The sequence below is a fragment of the Mesorhizobium sp. M1227 genome, assembly GCF_040318315.1.
GTDB lineage: Bacteria > Pseudomonadota > Alphaproteobacteria > Rhizobiales > Rhizobiaceae > Mesorhizobium.
In genome coordinates this window covers 18,273-35,139 of the sequence record NZ_JAMYLZ010000049.1, presented here as the reverse complement: position 1 = coordinate 35,139, position 16,867 = coordinate 18,273, and the positions used below count along the sequence as shown (strand labels likewise).

Annotated in this window: 14 protein-coding genes and 3 pseudogenes; 8 read left to right on the top strand and 9 right to left on the bottom strand. The window is 59.1% G+C overall.

Annotation, left to right across the window (positions count from 1 at the left end; all coding sequences use genetic code 11):
* The first annotated feature begins 185 nt into the window (after nucleotides 1-185).
* Nucleotides 186-917 carry a DUF4145 domain-containing protein gene (locus NKH28_RS31480; protein WP_352981154.1) on the top strand — a complete coding sequence of 244 codons (732 nt, stop codon included), beginning with the start codon at nucleotides 186-188 and terminating at the stop codon, nucleotides 915-917.
* 225 nt (nucleotides 918-1,142) lie between these two features.
* On the opposite strand, the gene NKH28_RS31475 is transcribed toward NKH28_RS31480, so the two are convergent.
* Both NKH28_RS31475 and NKH28_RS31470 read right to left on the bottom strand, forming a co-directional pair.
* Nucleotides 1,143-3,032 carry a UvrD-helicase domain-containing protein gene (locus NKH28_RS31475; protein ID WP_352981153.1) on the bottom strand — a complete coding sequence of 630 codons (1,890 nt, stop codon included), beginning with the start codon at nucleotides 3,030-3,032 and terminating at the stop codon, nucleotides 1,143-1,145.
* A 295-nt stretch (nucleotides 3,033-3,327) separates the two neighbouring features.
* Entirely contained in the window at nucleotides 3,328-3,573 is a 246-nt protein-coding gene (locus NKH28_RS31470) for a helix-turn-helix domain-containing protein (protein ID WP_084567686.1), read from the bottom strand.
* Nucleotides 3,574-3,691: 118 nt separating this feature from the next.
* Between NKH28_RS31470 and NKH28_RS31465 the strand changes: the two genes are divergently transcribed.
* The 6 genes from NKH28_RS31465 to NKH28_RS31440 all read left to right on the top strand — a co-directional run bounded on the left by NKH28_RS31465 (nucleotide 3,692) and on the right by NKH28_RS31440 (nucleotide 8,430).
* Complete coding sequence (locus tag NKH28_RS31465) at nucleotides 3,692-4,336, top strand: hypothetical protein (protein WP_352981152.1); 645 nt, start codon at nucleotides 3,692-3,694, stop codon at nucleotides 4,334-4,336.
* A 95-nt stretch (nucleotides 4,337-4,431) separates the two neighbouring features.
* Nucleotides 4,432-4,959 carry a helix-turn-helix domain-containing protein gene (locus tag NKH28_RS31460; RefSeq protein ID WP_352981151.1) on the top strand — a complete coding sequence of 176 codons (528 nt, stop codon included), beginning with the start codon at nucleotides 4,432-4,434 and terminating at the stop codon, nucleotides 4,957-4,959.
* Nucleotides 4,960-5,373: 414 nt separating this feature from the next.
* A complete protein-coding gene (locus NKH28_RS31455) occupies nucleotides 5,374-5,556 on the top strand; it encodes a hypothetical protein (protein WP_352981150.1) in 183 nt (60 codons plus the stop codon).
* Entirely contained in the window at nucleotides 5,553-7,376 is a 1,824-nt protein-coding gene (locus tag NKH28_RS31450) for a recombinase family protein (RefSeq protein ID WP_352981149.1), read from the top strand. Before NKH28_RS31455 ends, NKH28_RS31450 begins: the two co-directional genes overlap by 4 nt.
* A 310-nt stretch (nucleotides 7,377-7,686) precedes the next feature.
* Nucleotides 7,687-7,908 carry a hypothetical protein gene (locus NKH28_RS31445; protein ID WP_352972482.1) on the top strand — a complete coding sequence of 74 codons (222 nt, stop codon included), beginning with the start codon at nucleotides 7,687-7,689 and terminating at the stop codon, nucleotides 7,906-7,908.
* A gap of 138 nt (nucleotides 7,909-8,046) precedes the next feature.
* Entirely contained in the window at nucleotides 8,047-8,430 is a 384-nt protein-coding gene (locus tag NKH28_RS31440; protein ID WP_352972484.1) for a hypothetical protein, read from the top strand.
* A gap of 219 nt (nucleotides 8,431-8,649) precedes the next feature.
* Here NKH28_RS31440 and NKH28_RS31435 read toward each other — a convergent pair.
* The 7 genes and pseudogenes from NKH28_RS31435 to NKH28_RS31405 all read right to left on the bottom strand — a co-directional run.
* A pseudogene (locus tag NKH28_RS31435) lies at nucleotides 8,650-8,823 on the bottom strand (transposase domain-containing protein); the annotation flags it as partial.
* 110 nt (nucleotides 8,824-8,933) lie between these two features.
* A complete protein-coding gene (locus NKH28_RS31430; RefSeq protein ID WP_352981157.1) occupies nucleotides 8,934-12,140 on the bottom strand; it encodes a type I restriction endonuclease subunit R in 3,207 nt (1,068 codons plus the stop codon).
* A 153-nt stretch (nucleotides 12,141-12,293) separates the two neighbouring features.
* Nucleotides 12,294-12,431, bottom strand: a pseudogene (locus NKH28_RS31425) (HNH endonuclease); the annotation flags it as partial.
* A 44-nt stretch (nucleotides 12,432-12,475) separates the two neighbouring features.
* Entirely contained in the window at nucleotides 12,476-12,688 is a 213-nt protein-coding gene (locus NKH28_RS31420; RefSeq protein WP_352981148.1) for a hypothetical protein, read from the bottom strand.
* Nucleotides 12,675-13,877 (bottom strand): restriction endonuclease subunit S, encoded by a 1,203-nt coding sequence (locus tag NKH28_RS31415; RefSeq protein WP_352972486.1) that lies wholly within the window; start codon nucleotides 13,875-13,877, stop codon nucleotides 12,675-12,677. Before NKH28_RS31415 ends, NKH28_RS31420 begins: the two co-directional genes overlap by 14 nt.
* Nucleotides 13,870-15,372, bottom strand: coding sequence for a type I restriction-modification system subunit M (locus NKH28_RS31410; RefSeq protein WP_352981147.1), 1,503 nt, complete (start codon nucleotides 15,370-15,372; stop codon nucleotides 13,870-13,872). Before NKH28_RS31410 ends, NKH28_RS31415 begins: the two co-directional genes overlap by 8 nt.
* Nucleotides 15,369-15,632 (bottom strand): annotated as a pseudogene (locus tag NKH28_RS31405) (N-6 DNA methylase); the annotation flags it as partial. The gene NKH28_RS31410 and the pseudogene NKH28_RS31405, both read right to left, overlap by 4 nt.
* Before the next feature lie 20 nt (nucleotides 15,633-15,652).
* On the opposite strand from NKH28_RS31405, the gene NKH28_RS31400 reads away from it, so the two are divergent.
* A complete protein-coding gene (locus NKH28_RS31400; RefSeq protein WP_352981156.1) occupies nucleotides 15,653-16,843 on the top strand; it encodes an MFS transporter in 1,191 nt (396 codons plus the stop codon).
* The last annotated feature ends 24 nt before the right edge of the window (nucleotides 16,844-16,867 follow it).

Below are 16,867 nucleotides of genomic sequence, written 5' to 3'. Positions count from 1 at the left end.
CCGATGATCTGCTCTTCAGAGAAGCGGCTACGTTTCATGTCCTGGTCCTCTCGATGGGCCAGAACGAACTTCAAACCGGATTAGATCAGAGGGGCAAGGTCACAAGTTAAACATGAGATTCCTCCCGCCCATGCGGTTCTAATGGAAGTCAAAGCGCGGCGCGACATCAAACGTGGGGGTGGATGATGGACAGGTTACTCTGGAGAGAGAAATACCCTGAAGACAGCTATCCCGCATTCCCTTGCCCGAAATGCAGGAACGGGCTGCTCAAGAGGGTCAAGAACAGGACCGTCACGATTTGGGAGCCGAGTGACGAACCCTTAATCGCCAGCGGCAAATTCACCAGCTTTTTTGCCTGCCCTTTCGGGTTCTGCAAAACCATCGCCGTGATGTCGGGCAGGGCGAGTTCCGGGCCATACTATTATCCGGACCAGGACGGCGAAGAGCAGATGGGTGAAGAGACCAACTTCTACCCGCTATCGATGATGCCCGGCCCGCGCGTGATAGCCATTCATCAAAAGACACCTAAAGCGGTCAGAGAGCAGATTGAAAAGTCCTTTAACCTCCTCTGGACCGACGCAGGCTCCTGCATCAACAAGCTGCGGATATCGGTCGAAGAAATTGTCGCTCACGCCGGCATCGCCCGGGAAACACCTGAAGGCAGGTTTATCCCGTTGCACAACCGACTGGTAGATTGGGAAAAGCGTGGCTTCGGTCACCATGATACGATGCTAGCGCTAAAGGATATCGGCAACGACGGAAGCCATGAAGTCGGACTGACGCTGGCGGACTGCATCGACGCCTTCGACATTCTCGAGACAGCACTGGAAGATATCTACGGCGGCCGGAAGGCGCGTCAGGACGCCATCAAGGCGAAGTTTACGAAGCCGCGAAGAGGATCGACGCCACCTGACTGAAGGTGCGTCGCTTCGGGCGCATCATCTCGGTTACTGTCATCATCGCCATCATCGCCATCATAGCCATCGACGTCATCTCGTGGCCTCGGCGCGCCTTCGACGTCTAAGATCGTTGCGGTGACCTACGTGACCAAGACCGTCGCAATGTCCGCTTCCGGCCGCATGCGTGGCTGGACTTAACGTCTGAAATTAGGCGCAAAACAGCCGAATGACGCGGCTATCGGTCTATCCCCCAAATAGGCGTGCTAAGAAACCGCGCTTCGCGGGTTTCGACGCGGGAGGCGGGGTGGCCAGACTCGCGATCGGTTTGGCAGCCGGTTTCCAGTCGCTGGGCTGGACCACAGACGTCTTCGGCAGTTGCGGGATGGCCCGTGGTGCAGGCGGAGCGACGCGCTCCGGCTCGCGCCGACCCGTCCGCATCGTCGGAATCTCGATGACCTCCTTGGCCCGCGTTACGGCGACGTAAAACAGTCGTAACTCGGCGGCGTCATGCTGCTCTTTTGCCGCCTGTTCTGCTGGCGAGCGGGCTTCCCGGGTCTTGAGGAAATCATCCATCAGCCGAACGTTCCGCCACTCCCGTCCCTTCGCTTTATGGGCCGTCGAGACGACGATGTCGGCCTCACCCTCATCAAAAGAGCGATTGAGAGCCCAGAGTAGACGCTTCTCGCCCTTGCTTTGCACCAGGTTGACGAACATGGCCAATTGCTCGCCCTCGGTGGTTTTTGAGAAATCCACCACCGCCTGCCAGTTGGTGAACCCGAAGAACTCCGGCGCCTCGGCCGGCCGGCCTTCCTTCAGATCAACCACACCTCGCAAGAGAGTCTTCAGGTCCTTGTTGTCCCCGACAAGGTGGGGCTTTCTGTCGGCTTCCAGGCAATCGATAAGCGCGGTCATAACGTTGGCATTCGTGCGCGCCAGGATCGCGTCGGGATTGCAGATGCCGACCCGGCTGCGCAACGCGCTGTTGCCGGTTAACGGCCTCAGCTCACCAAGGCGGGCGAGAATGCGCGACGCTTCATCCGCAATCCCCGGACCGAAGCGGAACGACTGTGTTAGATGCACTGTTGTGTCGGTCTCGATAGCCTCCATGGCGTTGACAGCGCCGCGCCATTCGTAGATCTGCTGGTATCGGTCACCCACATAGACCAGCTGGCACTGCTGCCGCTTGAGGACGTCTAGTACGACCGGGTTGGTGTCCTGCGCCTCATCAAGCAGGATGTAATCGACGGCAAGTTGCGGCTTCGACAACGCCCACAGCTTGAGATATCCGTCATGGCCGAGCGGTAGAGGGTCGCGGCCATCACACATCCGCTCCCAAACGTGCTGGGCATTGGTTAGAGCATATTCATTAACGGCCTTGAGGGTCGGTTCCCCTGCGGCCAGCAACGACCCGTGGCGTGGCACGTGGATTTCGGAAATGACCTCGTCTGCGCTGTGGGCGAAGCGCCGGACGGTCTCCTGAACCAGGTAGGCTTGCGATACCGCCTGCAGGCTGTGATCCTTGTCGATCCGCCAGGATTTTTTGATGCCGAGAATCTCGGCCAACTGCTTTGCGCTTAAGCGGCTGAAACATTTATCCCGATTGCGCTTGTAGTCCGAGGAGATGGACTTCAGTGCCAGGCTATGGGTTGTCGCGCAGTCGACCGTCGCCGGAAACTTTCCCTTCGAATCTGTAACGATCGCCTTGTTGAAGGCAACGTATTGCCCGCGCCGTCGCGTACTCTGTGCGAGGAACTGGAGGGTCGAGGTCTTGCCGGTTCCGGCGTAGGCATTGATGCGCAGAGACCCGCCGGACAAAAACGCTTGGATCGCCTGTTCCTGCTCCGCCGTAGGTGTTCGGCTGCCTGCTTTCAGAGGCACGCGCTCATGCCCCCCAATGGCCTTGGGCTTTCGAGAGGTGCGGGCGGCAGGCTTCATAGCTTCAAACAGGTCAGGCTGCTTCGACGCCTGGAGCTGCTGGATCCGCGCAAGCAATTTCTTCGCGCTCGGCGTATTGCGATGGTCGCGCAACTCGCTGGCAACCGCACGTAGGGTTGGCGTGTTCCCGGCCGCCAGTGCCTTATTCGCAATCGCCTCGATTTCGCTTACACTTAAGGAAAGATACGGCCGTTTCATTTTGCTCCCCGCCCCGAGGCAATTCGCCAACGAACGCGTCGATGAGTCAAGATGAAACAAGTTATGCCGGGCTATTATGCGACCGGTGTTTTATTAACGCTATGGCAGCTTGCGAGACAAAACGCCGGGCTTCTGAATGCCGATGTGAGCGCGCTTAGGTGCCATTGAGGTCAGGTCAGGCAAACGTCCGCTCACAGGCAAAAACGAATTTGCCTGAACGGCGGAAATCAGGCGCATTGCTGACATTGATTGAGAAACAGATAATCCTAAAGGCGCCTGTAGATGCCGCCTTCGTCTAAGTGTTCGCGGTACCGCGTGACAAGCGCACACCACGGCCACCGCCATTCTCTGGAATGAATTCTATTCCGGCTGCTTCGAGCGATAGCTTCAGCGCTTGCAGGATTGATTCAGATGCTGGTTTCGAACCACGTTCGAACTGCACGATCGTCCTCAAACTTACCTTGGATAGATCCGCCAGTTCCTGTTGAGAAATGTCGAGAAGCCCACGGGCCGCGCGAACTTGGGCCGCACTTACCTTCATTGTTCAAATGCCCTGTTGCACAAAAAGTGCAAATATGCTTGTTTTAGGTAACGGCCGTTGGAAGTGGTTCCCCGCTTCCAACAGTCTAACCACGCCCACGCTTTGCGGAGCTCGGATCATGGCTGATTCCGACAATAACACGACTTTGCCTTTCGTCACCCGCAGGAAGGTGCTTGCGGGAACAGCAACCGCAATGGCGGCGACGCAGGCTACATCGTTCGCTGGCATCGACTTGGAGGGTGATGACGCCATTGATCCTGCGGTGGCGGTGTGGAAACGATGGCAGGCGGCTTGGGAAAAGGCTGAACGGCTTTGCAATCAGCAGCAGCGGCTGGAGAGGGTACTTATCGAGACCGTTGGCTTCCCTTGCACGACAGTTACCTTGTCCGACGGAGAGAGCGTGACAGTTCACTCCGTTGAAGCCCTCCAGGAATTGCTCGGTGTTCGTCCCGCTAACACAGTGGCCCGCACCCAAGCTGAAGCTGAAATCGTAGCCAATCAGGCGCGCTGGGATGCCGCCGCTAGGGAGATTGGTTATTCGACAGCCTTACTTGCTGAGCGCGAAGCTGGCGAGCGGGCGAAGGAATTACTCGAAACCTTATCCCAAGTTCCTGCAACGTCGCTCGCCGGTATAGCCGCCAAGCTAAATGCAGCGCTTAGGGAAGGGGAGTATTCGCTACATGACAGTGAGCCCCCGTGGCCACAAATCCGCTCGGCCTTAGACGACATAGCTCGGATTAGAGAGCAGAAAGTCTCAAGCTGAACTTCGGCACTAAGGTACCGGAATCGCGATCATTCGTCGGTGTGGTGATTTTCGCGGGGCTTACCGAGACAAACTCTCTACACATGGAGCGACCGATGCAGTTCCGAAAGGCATTTGCGGAGCCAGGACGTCGCAGCGTCTTCGACGCACCGGCAAACCATGGAATCGAGAGTGGCCCGCGCCCTGCTGATCAACATGTCGGCAGGCAGATCGCTGCGGTTCGCGTGCAGTCGGACGTCTCGCAGGCACAGCTTGCCCGATCCATCGGTATCAGCTTCCAGCAGCTCCAGAAATATGAGAACGCGAGAAACCGCGTGAGCGCTTCCATGCTCTACGAGATCGCTAGTTCACTAGGTGTTCCGGTGGGCCGCTTCTTCGAAGGCCTGCCGGGCAATGAGACCGATCGTGATCCTCCTCCGCTGCCGGTCGACGAACGCATCAATTTTATTGCCAGCGCGGAAGGTCGACGCCTGATTGAAAGGCTTGTGCATCTCCATCCGCGAGTGCGAGGTCGGGTGTCGTCTTTAATCGCAGCATTAGGAGAGGAACTGGCAGTCATCGACCCAAAGCAGGAGAGCGCTAGGTCCAGCGAACCCATGCCGGTCAAATGCAGGCTGGCTTGACCGGCAGTTATGGCAAAGCTCAACGAGTTCCCTTCGACGGCTGGAATGGCGAAGTTCGCGCTGTCGCCTCGATCCGCACCACCAGGGAGGGGATGGTCGAGCGAGTGTTTCCCGAAGAGACCTCGACAACGGCTATATCGCCGCAGGCAGGGAGAAAGTGGTCCGGTCGTTGCCTACGGCGATGATGGGAGCGTTGCATGAAAAAGCTTCCGAACGCATCCCAAGTTCCTGCCATAGGCTTCCCAGCAGCACGGCTGCAGCCCGTGCGATCTAGATTCGCCAGTTCGGCGACTATCCGATTTGCGCGCCGAAGGGTCCCAAGTGCACGATCGAAGGCGTGTGCCCCTTTTATCGCCGGTCGTGTTAGTGATGCTCGGCTTCGTGAAGTCGGCACGACACAGACGCGATGGTGGATTGCTGCGCGAAACCGCCCCAGCGGTAACGCCGGAGGAGCTTCGCACAGCCATGCTTAAGTTTGTCGAAGCACTCGCCATCGCCGATGCCAGAGGCGATCATCTCAAATCCGTCGGCGCTTCGGCTGGCCGAAATGCTGCCATGGATGCAGATCGCTGCAAGAAGAAGGCTTCCGACACATGAGGCGGGCCGCTGTCTACGCACGCTTTTCGACCGAGCTGCAGAACGAAAAATCCACTGAAGACCAGATTGCGCTGTGCCGTGCTTACGCAGCGCGCAACGGTCTGGCTATCGTTGCGGTCTACGAGGACAAGGCGCGCTCCGGCTCATCTATATTGGGTCGCGACGCGCTGATGCGCCTGATGGAAGCTGCGGGCCAGAACGCGTTCGACATCGTCGTCGTCGAGGCGCTCGATCGCCTATCGCGCGACATGGCGGATCTCGCAGGTCTTCACAAACGTCTCTCTTTTCTCGACATTGAAATCCAGGCTGTTCATGACGGTATCGCCGATGCGGTTCTCATTGGTATTCGTGGACTTGTCGGTCAGATGCAGAGGGAGGATGGCGCAAAGAAAGTCCGTAGGGGTATGGCTGGAGTCGTCCGTGATGGACGTCATGCCGGAGGCCGGGCCTATGGCTATCGACCGGTCTTGGGCCATCCTGGCGAACTCGAGATCGTCCAAGAGGAGGCAGACGTTATCCGGCGTATTTTTGCCGCTTATTCGGCCGGTCGCGCTCCACGTGACCTAGCCGGTGACCTCAACCGGGATGGTATAGCGCCACCGCGGGGGATACGGTGGAACGGTTCCACCATCAACGGAAATGCACAGCGCGGCGTAGGTCTGCTCTTCAACGAGCTCTATGTCGGTCGGATCGTCTGGAACAAGGTCCGAATGGTGAAGAACCCCGATACTGGCAAGCGTGTTTCTAGGCCAAATCCAAGGGACCAATGGCAGACGAAAGAAGTTCCGCATTTGCGCATCATCGAAGACGAAACTTGGCACAAGGCGCAGGCTCGCAAGGCAGTTAGGGTGAACGCAACCTCTCATGTCAAGCGTCGGCCAGCTCACCTGTTGTCCGGTCTGCTCCGCTGCGGCGTTTGCGGTTCAGGTCTGTCGGTTCACGATCGTGATAAGACAGGCAAGACGCGTATTCGGTGCTCGGCAGTGCGAGAAAGCGGGAGCTGCTCCAATCGGCGCATCATCTATCTGCCCGAGATCGAAAAGGCGGTCCTTGATGGCATGCGCGACCAACTGAAAGCCCCCGACCTCATCGAGGCATACATCCGCAGATACAACCAAGAGCGCCGAGAATTGTCCGCACAGGCGAATGCGATGCGCACAGCGCTGCAAGGCAAGCGCGATCGGATAGAAGGCGAACGGCAGCGCACGATCGATCTTGTGATCAGAAGCGTCATTGCTGAAGAGGATGCCAAGCAGCGTATTGCAGAACTCAAGACGCAGCTTTCCGAGGTAGAGGCACAGCTCTCCGGTCTCGATGAGCCGCTGTCACCCGTAGCTCTCCACCCTGCGACCTTGCAGCGTTACATCGAAACCGTCGACGGCCTTTCAAAGGCATTGGCCGACCACGCAACTGCTGCTGACGACCGTGGCCCGCTGATCCAAAACCTTCGAGGACTTGTTCATAGCGTCACCGTGCACCCCAAGCGGGCACGTGAGGGCTTCGAAATCGAGGTCAAGGGCAAGCTTGCCGCCCTTATAGGCGGGGCCGCATTTCCCAATGCACGGTATACTGAAAAGCCCACCGGACAGGGCAGCCGCTTCAACGCTGCCGTTACGTACGATAGTGGGTTGGAAGTGGTAGCGGGAGACCGCTACATCCCGACACCTGTACGGCCCGGATGTAGCGGGAACTTGAGTTCTGCATTTTTGCCGGGATTTTTGCATCTTCGGCATTTAAAAATTTGCATCACCGCATGGAGAGCGTCGTCTGCCCTCCCGCAAAGACAGTCAAACGACGGTTCCCAACCATTGTGTATATAGAAGCTGAATTTGGCAGCAAACCAGCAATGTTGATCAGCCTCGCCGGAATTGGGCTGCAATCCGCAGGGTTCCTGTAAGCATCTGCTGAAGTCGGATGGTTAGGTGCGTTTCAACTACGTGGCGTCGCCTTGGAGAGGCTCTCCCACGCCAGTAGGTTCGTTCTTTGGCGCGAACTAGACGGGCCCTAGCCCTCCCGGCTGTCTGGAAAGGTTTGCGCACTAGCGCTGCAAAAGCATCCAAGGCTCACACCGACCAAACTGCTTCCGGCCGGGCAGATAAATGGCCAGATCAAGGCTCGCGAAAGGCGCAGGTGAAAACCGTTCGCTCTGCGCCCTGGTATGTTAATAAAGCGAGCTTTGTCGGCGACCTGATCGATCAAGTCACTATCTATGTTTTGCTCGGGAAGGAAGACGGCATCCCCACGCTTTCCTATGACAACGATGCACTCACACCGCTGACACACGTAGAGGTCGCCGAGCAGCGCTTGCTGCCTGATGCCGAATGGGCCGCGCCATCGTGGGTCGTGGTATAGCTTCGGCTTCCGGTGAGCGAGGATATTGTTTCGGGACTTGGTGCATCAACATATAAACTCGCCCATCATTCTATTGCCACATAGCCGCACGTCTGGTCTTCTGCATGTGAGATCAAACATGTTTGATAGGGGGAAAGATTGGCGGCATTAGAAACCATAGCAAGTCTGTCGGCCGTTGTGAGCGCTCTCGCTGATGTCTACAGCATCGGTCGGGACACATTCGACAATTACCTAGCCAAGCGCCGAGCTGAAATTACTCCTGATATCGTCAATGACTCTACGTTTGAGTTTTTTTCCAGCTACGACGACCGCGAGGTGAAGGCCATTGAGAGGCGACTTCTCGATTGCCGCAGCCGTTTCATCAGAGACGGCTCGGGTCGCGATCGAAAGAGCTGTCTATGCAGCATCTTGAAAGAGGTCCAGTCGGGAAACAATGGGCTGCCACCCGGTGTTTGGTCTGACCTTGCTCATACACTCGGTTGTTTCAAGGGCGCTCTTGAGAAGCTAAATTTCGACCGTTGAGCGACCTGCCAGACTGCCCCGCTCAACCACCATGCCTCGCGGCGAACGGTAGGAACGGGCAACTACCGTCGCGGGACACGCGCCGATAGGTTCTTTCAAACGTCTCCCGCGGAGTTTCTCTTTTTCCCAAGGTGATTGTGGGCCAGGAGAAACGTAGAGTGCCAGAGATTTGGTGTAAGCGCTGTTCTCAGGCCACGGCCTTGAGTTCGAGCTTGTTGAGTAGGCCCAGGGCAGGAGATCGTCGATCTGCCTGTTAGGATGGCCGTTGACGATCCTGGTGAGGACATCGGCGACATAGCCGAGCGGCTCAACGCTGTTGAGCTTGCAGGTTTCGATCAGCGAGGCGATGACGGCCTAGTGTTCGGCGCCGCCGTCAAGGCGTACGAAGGTCGCTGGGATATCCTGTTTGAGGCACGACACTACCCGCCCGTCGCCAGCGGACATCGTTGATGGCGAAAAACCATCGGCACGGATCGGCCGGGGAAAGCTTATTTTGCTGCCGACTAATAGTACTCTCGAATGTAGCCGTAGGCCTTCTCGAAAAGTTCTGCGTCCTGGTGCAGCTTGTAGCGGAAGAGCGTCTGGCGAAGCGCCTTCTTCACCTCGCGCTCGCCAGCATGCGTGGCCTGCCAGCCATCGAACCTGACGGCGCGCACGATTTCGTCGATATCGTCCACGACGCGCTTGATCATTACCGGCGTGTCCCCGTTCCTGGCCTCCTCAAACAGTGCAGTGAGCGCTGCCTTCCCGCGATCGATTTCCTCTTCCTCAGGTATCTCGCGTTCGCTTTGAACGACCTCTTTCGCCAGCGCCAAGAGTTCCTTCAGAAAGTCGATCGAGAGCAGCAGGCCCTGCTGGTGTCGGTTCTTGAGGTCTTCAAGACGCTCTCCCAGCGCTTTGAACTTTGGATTTCCCGCATGTTTCCGCAGGCGTCCGGCCAGCTTGATGGAGATTTCCTTGGCTTTCTTTTCCGGGTCGGGATTGCCGAGGACTGCCTCGAGCAGTTCGGCATCGAGGACCAGCGTGTCGAGATCGTCGCGCACCGCGTCGACATGGACGTTCTCGTGGATCAGTTCGATGGTCTTGGCACCCAGCCGGTGCCACAGGAGCCGGCCTGTCCCACTGGAGGGTTTCAAGGATTCGTAGACCTGTGCCAACCAGCGATAGTCGCTCTCGTATTGCGTCAGCACCGGGTCGGGTGAAAGCGCCTCCCAGATACGCGCCAATACGCTGAAATCGGCTGCGAAGGAATCGCGCACGACATTGTCCGGGATGCAATCCTGTGCGGCGATCAGACCCTCGTACCCGGTCAGGCCGCGGTCCACGTCCGCGAAATAGGCAAGGCACTTCTGCAGGGCGGTCGGCAAGACGGTGATCAACTCGGCGATGTTCGACACCGCCTTCTGCACCCCTTCCTCGTCGAATTTCAGCGCCTGTGCGACATCATCGAATACGCCGAGGTAATCGACGATCAGCCCGTGCGTCTTCTGCTCGCCGTAGGGTCGGTTGGTGCGGCAGATGGCCTGCAGGAGCGTATGGTCGCGCAGCGGCTTGTCGAGGTACATCGTCTGCAGGATCGGCGCGTCGAAGCCGGTCAGCAGCTTCGACGTCACGATGATGATCTTCAGCGGGTCCTTGGGATCGCGGAAGCGGTCGAGCAGCTTTTCCTCGGCATCCCGGTCGCGCTTGTAGGGCGCGTATTCCGGCTCACCGCTGTTGACCGAGATCACCACATCCGAAACCTCGGGCGGCAGGTGCTGGTCGAGTTCCTGCTTGTAGAGCAGACAGCTTTCGCGATCGAAGGTCACCACCTGCGCGCCGAAACCGTTCGGCGCGACCTTCTCCTGGAAGTGCTTGGCGATATCACCGCAGATGGCGCGGATCCGCTCGGGCGCCTTAACCAGGATCGACATCTTGGCCGCGGCCTTGCCCAGCCGATCCTTGTCCTCGTCGGTCAGGCCCTGCGTCAGCTCGGCGTAGGCTTCCTCGATGGCCTTCTGGTCGATGTGGAGGTCCACCAGGCGCGGCTCGAAATGAAGCTCCTTCGTCGCGCCGTCGCGGATCGAGTCGTTCAGGCCGTAGCGGCTCATGTAGCCGCCCTCGTCGGTCTCCGCGCCGAAGGCGTAGAAGGTGTTCCTATCGGCGCGGTTGATCGGTGTGCCGGTCAGGCCGAACAGGAATGCGTTCGGCAGCGCGTCGCGCATCTTGCGCCCGAGATCGCCTTCCTGCGTGCGGTGCGCCTCGTCCACCAACACGATGATGTTGTCGCCTTCGTTCAGCACGCCGTCAGCCTCGGCGAATTTATGGATCGTGGTGATCACGACCTTGCGCGTGTCCTTGGCCAGTAGCTCGGCCAACTCCTTGCGGCTTTCAGTGCGCACCATGTTGGGCATGTCGGCGGCGTAGAAGGTGCCGGAAATCTGACTATCGAGATCGAGGCGGTCGACCACAACGAGCACGGTCGGGTTCTTCAAAGCAGGATGCAGCCGCAGCTTGCGGGCGGCGAACAGCATCAAAAGCGACTTGCCCGATCCCTGGAAATGCCAAATGAGGCCTTTTCGCGGCTTGCCGGCCACCACGCGCGCGACAATCTTGTTGACGCCGTCGACCTGCTGATAGCGCGCGATGATCTTGATGCGGTGCTTGCCCTTCTGCGTCGCGAAAGCCGTGAAGCTGTCGAGCATGTCTAGGACCATTGCTGGCCGAAGCATCGAGCTTGCGGCTTTCTCGACCTCGCCGAGTGACTGCTTGCCATCGCCCTCGCGCCACGGACCCCACATATCGACCGGCATCCGGACAGACCCGTATCGGAGTTCTTTCCCTTCGGTTGCGACCGAAAACACGTTCGGCACGAAAAGCTCAGGCACATTGCGTTCGTAATCGTCATGCACCTGCAGGGCGGCGTCGAGCCAGCTTTGGCTTGATCGCACGGGTGTCTTGGCTTCGATCAGCACTAGCGGAATGCCATTGACCAGCAGCATGAGATCGGCGCGCTTCTCGGTTTTCCCGGCGCGGATGGTGAACTGCTGGGTGACGACGAAGCTGTTCTTTCCGATATCCTCGAAATCGATCAGGCGGATGGTGACGTGTTCGCCGTTCGCACCGAAGGGCATCGAGCGTTCGCCCAAGAGCCACGCCGCAAATTCCTCGTTTGCCTTCACCAGCCCGTCCGACCGCGCACCCATGACGATCGCGCGCAGGCGATACAGAACCTCATCGACACGACCGGGGTTTGCGGCAATCTCGGGGTTCAGGCGGATTAGTGCATCACGCAAATAAAGTTCAACGAGCACTTCTTGCGGCTGATGCGGTAGGTCGGCCGGAGCGACATAGTGCCAACCTAGGCCGCTCAGCCTGCTGCCGGCACGGGCAAGGCCGGATGAAAACTCGCGGGGACGGGTAGCTGGCAGCCCAGCCAGAATATCGCGCAGATGGGCTTCGACCGTGTTTCCTTCATTGAAGCTGGCGATCCGGCGGGCGCGTTCGTCCGGATACGACGCGCTTTCTGCTCCCGGTTCGATCCCGACGAGCTTGATTGGATCAAGAAGCGCCTGCAACTTGGACTGGGTCTCCTCGGAATGCAGCAGCCGGCCCGCTCCATCTGCGGGAACCGCAACTGTCAGAAGAACGCTTCCCTGTTTCACAGACACAGTGAGCACGTCCTTTGGCGAGGCGTCGATGACCGCGGCGATTGCGGCAAGCACGCGCATTTTGTCTGGTTCAAAATCGTGCTTCGTCGTGTCCAGCGTCAACGTTACAAGTTGTTTTGGGCCCAAGTCAGACGGGATGCCCTTGTACCGGGCCACCCACGGTTTCTTCTTGTAAAGTTCCAGCGTCTTCGCATCCCATTTCTGATCATGGGACAGTTTGTGACAAACGCTGCATAGGACCAGCAGATTCTCGAAGCAGTGATCTTTGCTGGCTGCCCAGGGAATGATGTGCGCCTTCTCTAGTGAAACTGTCTCGCCGCAGGCGCAGCAGCGATGGCCGCACTCGACCATGAGATCGCGCTGGATTGTTGCGGGCATTGACGGGCGAGGCGACATTACATTTGCCTCCCGAGACCCATAACCGAACTAGACCGAATACCGAAGAGGTGTAGTTCGACGGGGGCGACATAGTGCCGGCCGAGGCCCGCGATGCGATTGCCACCCATGCGGGCGAGGCGGAGCGAGAACTGCGCCGGGCGGGCCGAGGCGTCGCCCGCGAGAAGGTCGCGCGGTTGGGCTTCGACGGTATTGGATTCAGTGAAGGTCATCGAACCAGATACCATTTCGGATTAGTGATTTAACCGCACTTAGCCTACGCAATATGCTTCTCGATCCGTCTGAAATCTTTGATTGAGCTGCAATCAAGGTCTGCTGCTCGGAAATCGGTGGGATTGGGATGAACACCTTCTTGAACCGAACCGCAGTTAGATGAGCTACAGAAGTGGTCTTGACCGCAATCTTTGCGAACTGCCCTGAATAGAGCATGTGTTGAAAGAATAGTTGTGCGAACTCCGGCAACAGTCCATCGCCGCATCGAAAGCGAACGAGTGTTTTCTGGAAGCAGCAACCAGGAATTTCACCGCGATAAATTGCAGACCGGCCGACAAGATCCAAGCTTTGCCCTTCGTTCAATAGTATATCTCTGGGCTTTAGCTCAAATTTGCCTAGTTCATCCTCAGGGAAGTGCATCTTATTGATGTCACCGAAATCGATGAAATCATCGTATACATTTGCGACGCGAAGATATGGGCGGACGTTCGACCCGTCGTTGAACTTTGGATGTCGCTGTTGTCCCAACTGAACATCGCCGGCTAGTTCCGCTTCAAGCATCGTCCAATGCGGCGGGAATGCGTCCCGCGTCCCTCCGCGTGGACGAAACGCTGACAGCAATATTGCTCGTTTCAAATTGGTGGCGGCGTCGTTTGCCCCATTGAGGCCCTCCTTAAACGATCGTTGTGCCGAGAGCACTTCCACCAGCCGCGCCTGTTCCTGGATCGGCGGCAGAAGGAACTCGAACGCTTCGAGGTCCGAGAAGTTGATGTAGGGGTTCACTGAGCCTTTCGAGTGCTTGATCGAATAGCTGTGGAACGCCTCGGTCTGCATGAGGAAGGGCAGCAGTTCCGGCATTAGTGCGGCAGGGTCTTTGGCTTCGAGCACGAAGGTCGTGTTCGCCGTAATGCCCTCGAAATCTGCCAAGGCGACCTTGCGCAGATAGGTCCGTCGCGAGCCATAAAGAACATGGCCGGGTTTGAACCGCATGTGGAACGCAGGCCCAAGGTAATCCTCGCCGATTAGGCCCCAGCGGCGGATGCGCAGATCGTCGGTGTCCATATGTTCCCCGGCGACATAGCGTTCCAGCCCCGACTCCCACGGATCAACCTTGTCGTTGACCTTGCGGACCACGTCGCCAAAGGCCGCGCGCGTCCACCCCGCCTTTGAGATCGGCCGCTCAAGCATCGGCATCCTCCGCAGGCCTCAGACCATCGAGCATGTCCACCAGAGCGTCCATGCCCGACCAGAAATCGCGTCCGTCCTCATCGAAGTCTGCCCAAGTCCCCGCCAGCGTGGCGGTCCCCGCCGCCGTTGCCACCTTGGGCCGCTTCACATAGCGAGCAATCGACAGGTTTCCTTCACCCGCCAGCACATCCGCCACGCTCGCCACCGCGGCAAAGCCGGGTTCATCGGCAAAGGCCTGATAGGCCGACAATATCCGCGCCTGATGTTCGGGCCGCAGGAAGCTCTGCGCCCGTTCGCGCGCGATCTCGGCGACCGCGCCGATGAACAGGATGCGCCCCTGCCGTTCAGCCGGTTTACGCGACCGGCAGATCACCACGCAGGCCTCCATCGGCGAATTGTAGAACAGCCCCGGCCCTAGCCCCAGCACGCATTCAACCCGGTCGGATTCAACCAGCCGGCGCCGCATCTCGGCCTCTTCGTTGCGAAACAGCACGCCATGTGGGAACAGGATCGCGCAGCGCCCGGTCTTCGCGTCCATCGACGACAGGATGTGCTGGAAGAAGGCGTAGTCCGCCCGCCCCTGCGGCGGGGTACCAAGGAGGTTGCGGCCCCACTGATCCTGCTCCCACGCGCCGCGTTTCCATTTCTTGATAGAATAGGGCGGATTGGCGAGGACCACGTCGAAGGTGCGCAGGCGATCCCCCTGCACGAAGGCAGGAGACGCGAGGCTGTTGCCGCTGGCGATGTGGAAGTCGTCGACGCCGTGGATGACTAAGTTCATCCGGGCGATGGCCGCGGTGATGGTGATCAGTTCCTGTCCGAAGAGACCCGTGGTGCGGATGTCGCCCCCGCGCCGCTTCACCTCGGCCAGACACGAGATCAGCATGCCGCCGGTGCCGCAGGTCGGGTCATAGATGCTTTCGCCCAGCTGCGGCTCCAGCATCTGGGCCATCAGATGGACAAGAGTGCGGTTGGTGTAGAACTCCTGTGCGGTGTGACCGCTGTCATCGGCAAACTTCTTGATCAGGTATTCGTAGCCGTTGCCAAGCTCGTCCTCCGGCACGGCGGCGAGGGTCAGGTCGTGCTTGGAGAAATGCTCGATCAGGTTCTTCAGCGTGCTGTCGGGCATCTGGGCCTTGTCGGTCCAGTTGGCATTTCCAAAAACGCCCTGCAGGCGTTCGGGGTTCGCTGCCTCAATAGCGAGGAAAGCTGACAGCAGCGCCCGCCCCACATCGCGCGGCGCGGCGCGCACGTCGTTCCAGTGCGCGCCTTCGGGGATCACGAAGCGGTCATTGGCGGTGTCGGTGGCATAGCCCTCGTCGCCGGTTTCATCGAGCGCCTGCCGGTACTCCTCGTCCCAGACGTCCGACAGACGTTTGAAGAACATCAGCGGGAAAATGTACTGCTTGTAGTCGCTGGCATCGATGAGGCCGCGCAGCAGGGTGGCGGCGCCCCAGAGATAGCTTTCGAGTTCGCGTTGGGTCAGCCCGCTCATTGCAGCCACCCCCCTTCGACCAGCACCTTGCGCAGGTGATCCTCGGCCGCCCGGGCATCGGCCAGCGCGGTCTTGAACGCCTCGACCGCCTCGGACAGAGGCGGAATGTCCTGGCCTATAGGTGGGAGGACGTAACGGGAAATGTTGAGTGTCCAGCCTTCCTTCTTGATCTCGTCCAACGTCGCGACCTTGACGCGATCTTCGACATCCTGGAAGGCGCGGTACCAGGCGACGATCTGGTCGCTGTGCTCATGATCGAGGAAGTTCTGCGCCGCAAGGTCTGATCGGAGTCACAGTCAGCGTTTCAACCATCGCGGGGCCGTTCCTCGGCGGCCTCCTGACCGACCAGCTTAGTTGGCGATGGATATTCCTGATCAACCTTCCACTCGGCTTGGCGGCAATCACGCTTCTCGCCATGTTCTTTCCGAAGCCGGGCCGCCCGCCGGCGCGCCCGTCGATGGACTATGTCGGCGCAGTCCTTCTCGTCGGTGGCCTCATCGGCCTTGTTTTCTGCCTTGCAGGAAATGTCGACCGTGTAATTGCCATGCCCGTTATGTGGTGCGTCGCGCTGTTCAGCCTCGCGCTGCTCGCCGCGTTCGTAGCCAATGAGGCCATTGCGAGCGAGCCGATACTGCCGCTCGCGTTGTTTCGAGCGCCCGTGGTTGGGGTTGCATCGGCTCTCAGCTTCCTTCTGGGAATTGGCCTGTTCGGCAGCGTAACATATCTGCCGCTCTACCTTCAGGTTGCCAATGGAATGAGCGCCTCTGCTTCTGGCCTAATCCTGGTGCCCATGGCCGCAGGAACCCTGTTCGCATCGTTCGCGAGCGGGGCGTCGTTCAGCCGGACGGGCCGCTATCGAATCTTCCCAATTGTCGGCTCCGGGGTGACGTGCGTCGCTCTGACGACCCTCGCGATACTTAATGCGACCGTGTCGCCGGCAGTAGCCCCGGTGATCGCGGTTGCCCTTGGAATCGGCGCAGGCATCACGATTCAGGTTCTGGTCCTGGCGGTGCAGAATGCCGCGCCGAGGGAGCAAGTCGGCGTTGCCACATCGACCGCATCCCTGTTCAGAGCGGTCGGGGCGACGATCGGCGTGTCGGCGTTCTGGGCGATACTGACCATCCACTCGCCGAGCGAGCTTTCATCGATCGGATCCGCTTTTAAGCTTGGCCGCGATGACCGGGAAGGTGTCCGACAGGTCATCGAGTCGCTGCATTTGGTATTCGGCTCTGCCGCTGTCCTCACCGCGCTGGCATTTTGCTTGAGCTGGTTTCTGCCCGACCCGTCGAAGCTGGAGGCTGCCGAAGCCCGCTGTCGCGACCGGACCCGCGGTCGATCCGAACGCCAAGACCAGGCCGCCGACACCGCCGATCACGCAGCTCGCAACATAGAGGCGACCGAGCCATCGGTGAGTGGCCGGAGACCGACGGCGCAATACGGAAATGGTACGCATACGACGAAGGCCGCATGATTGGCACGCGCGCGTGGGCGCGGC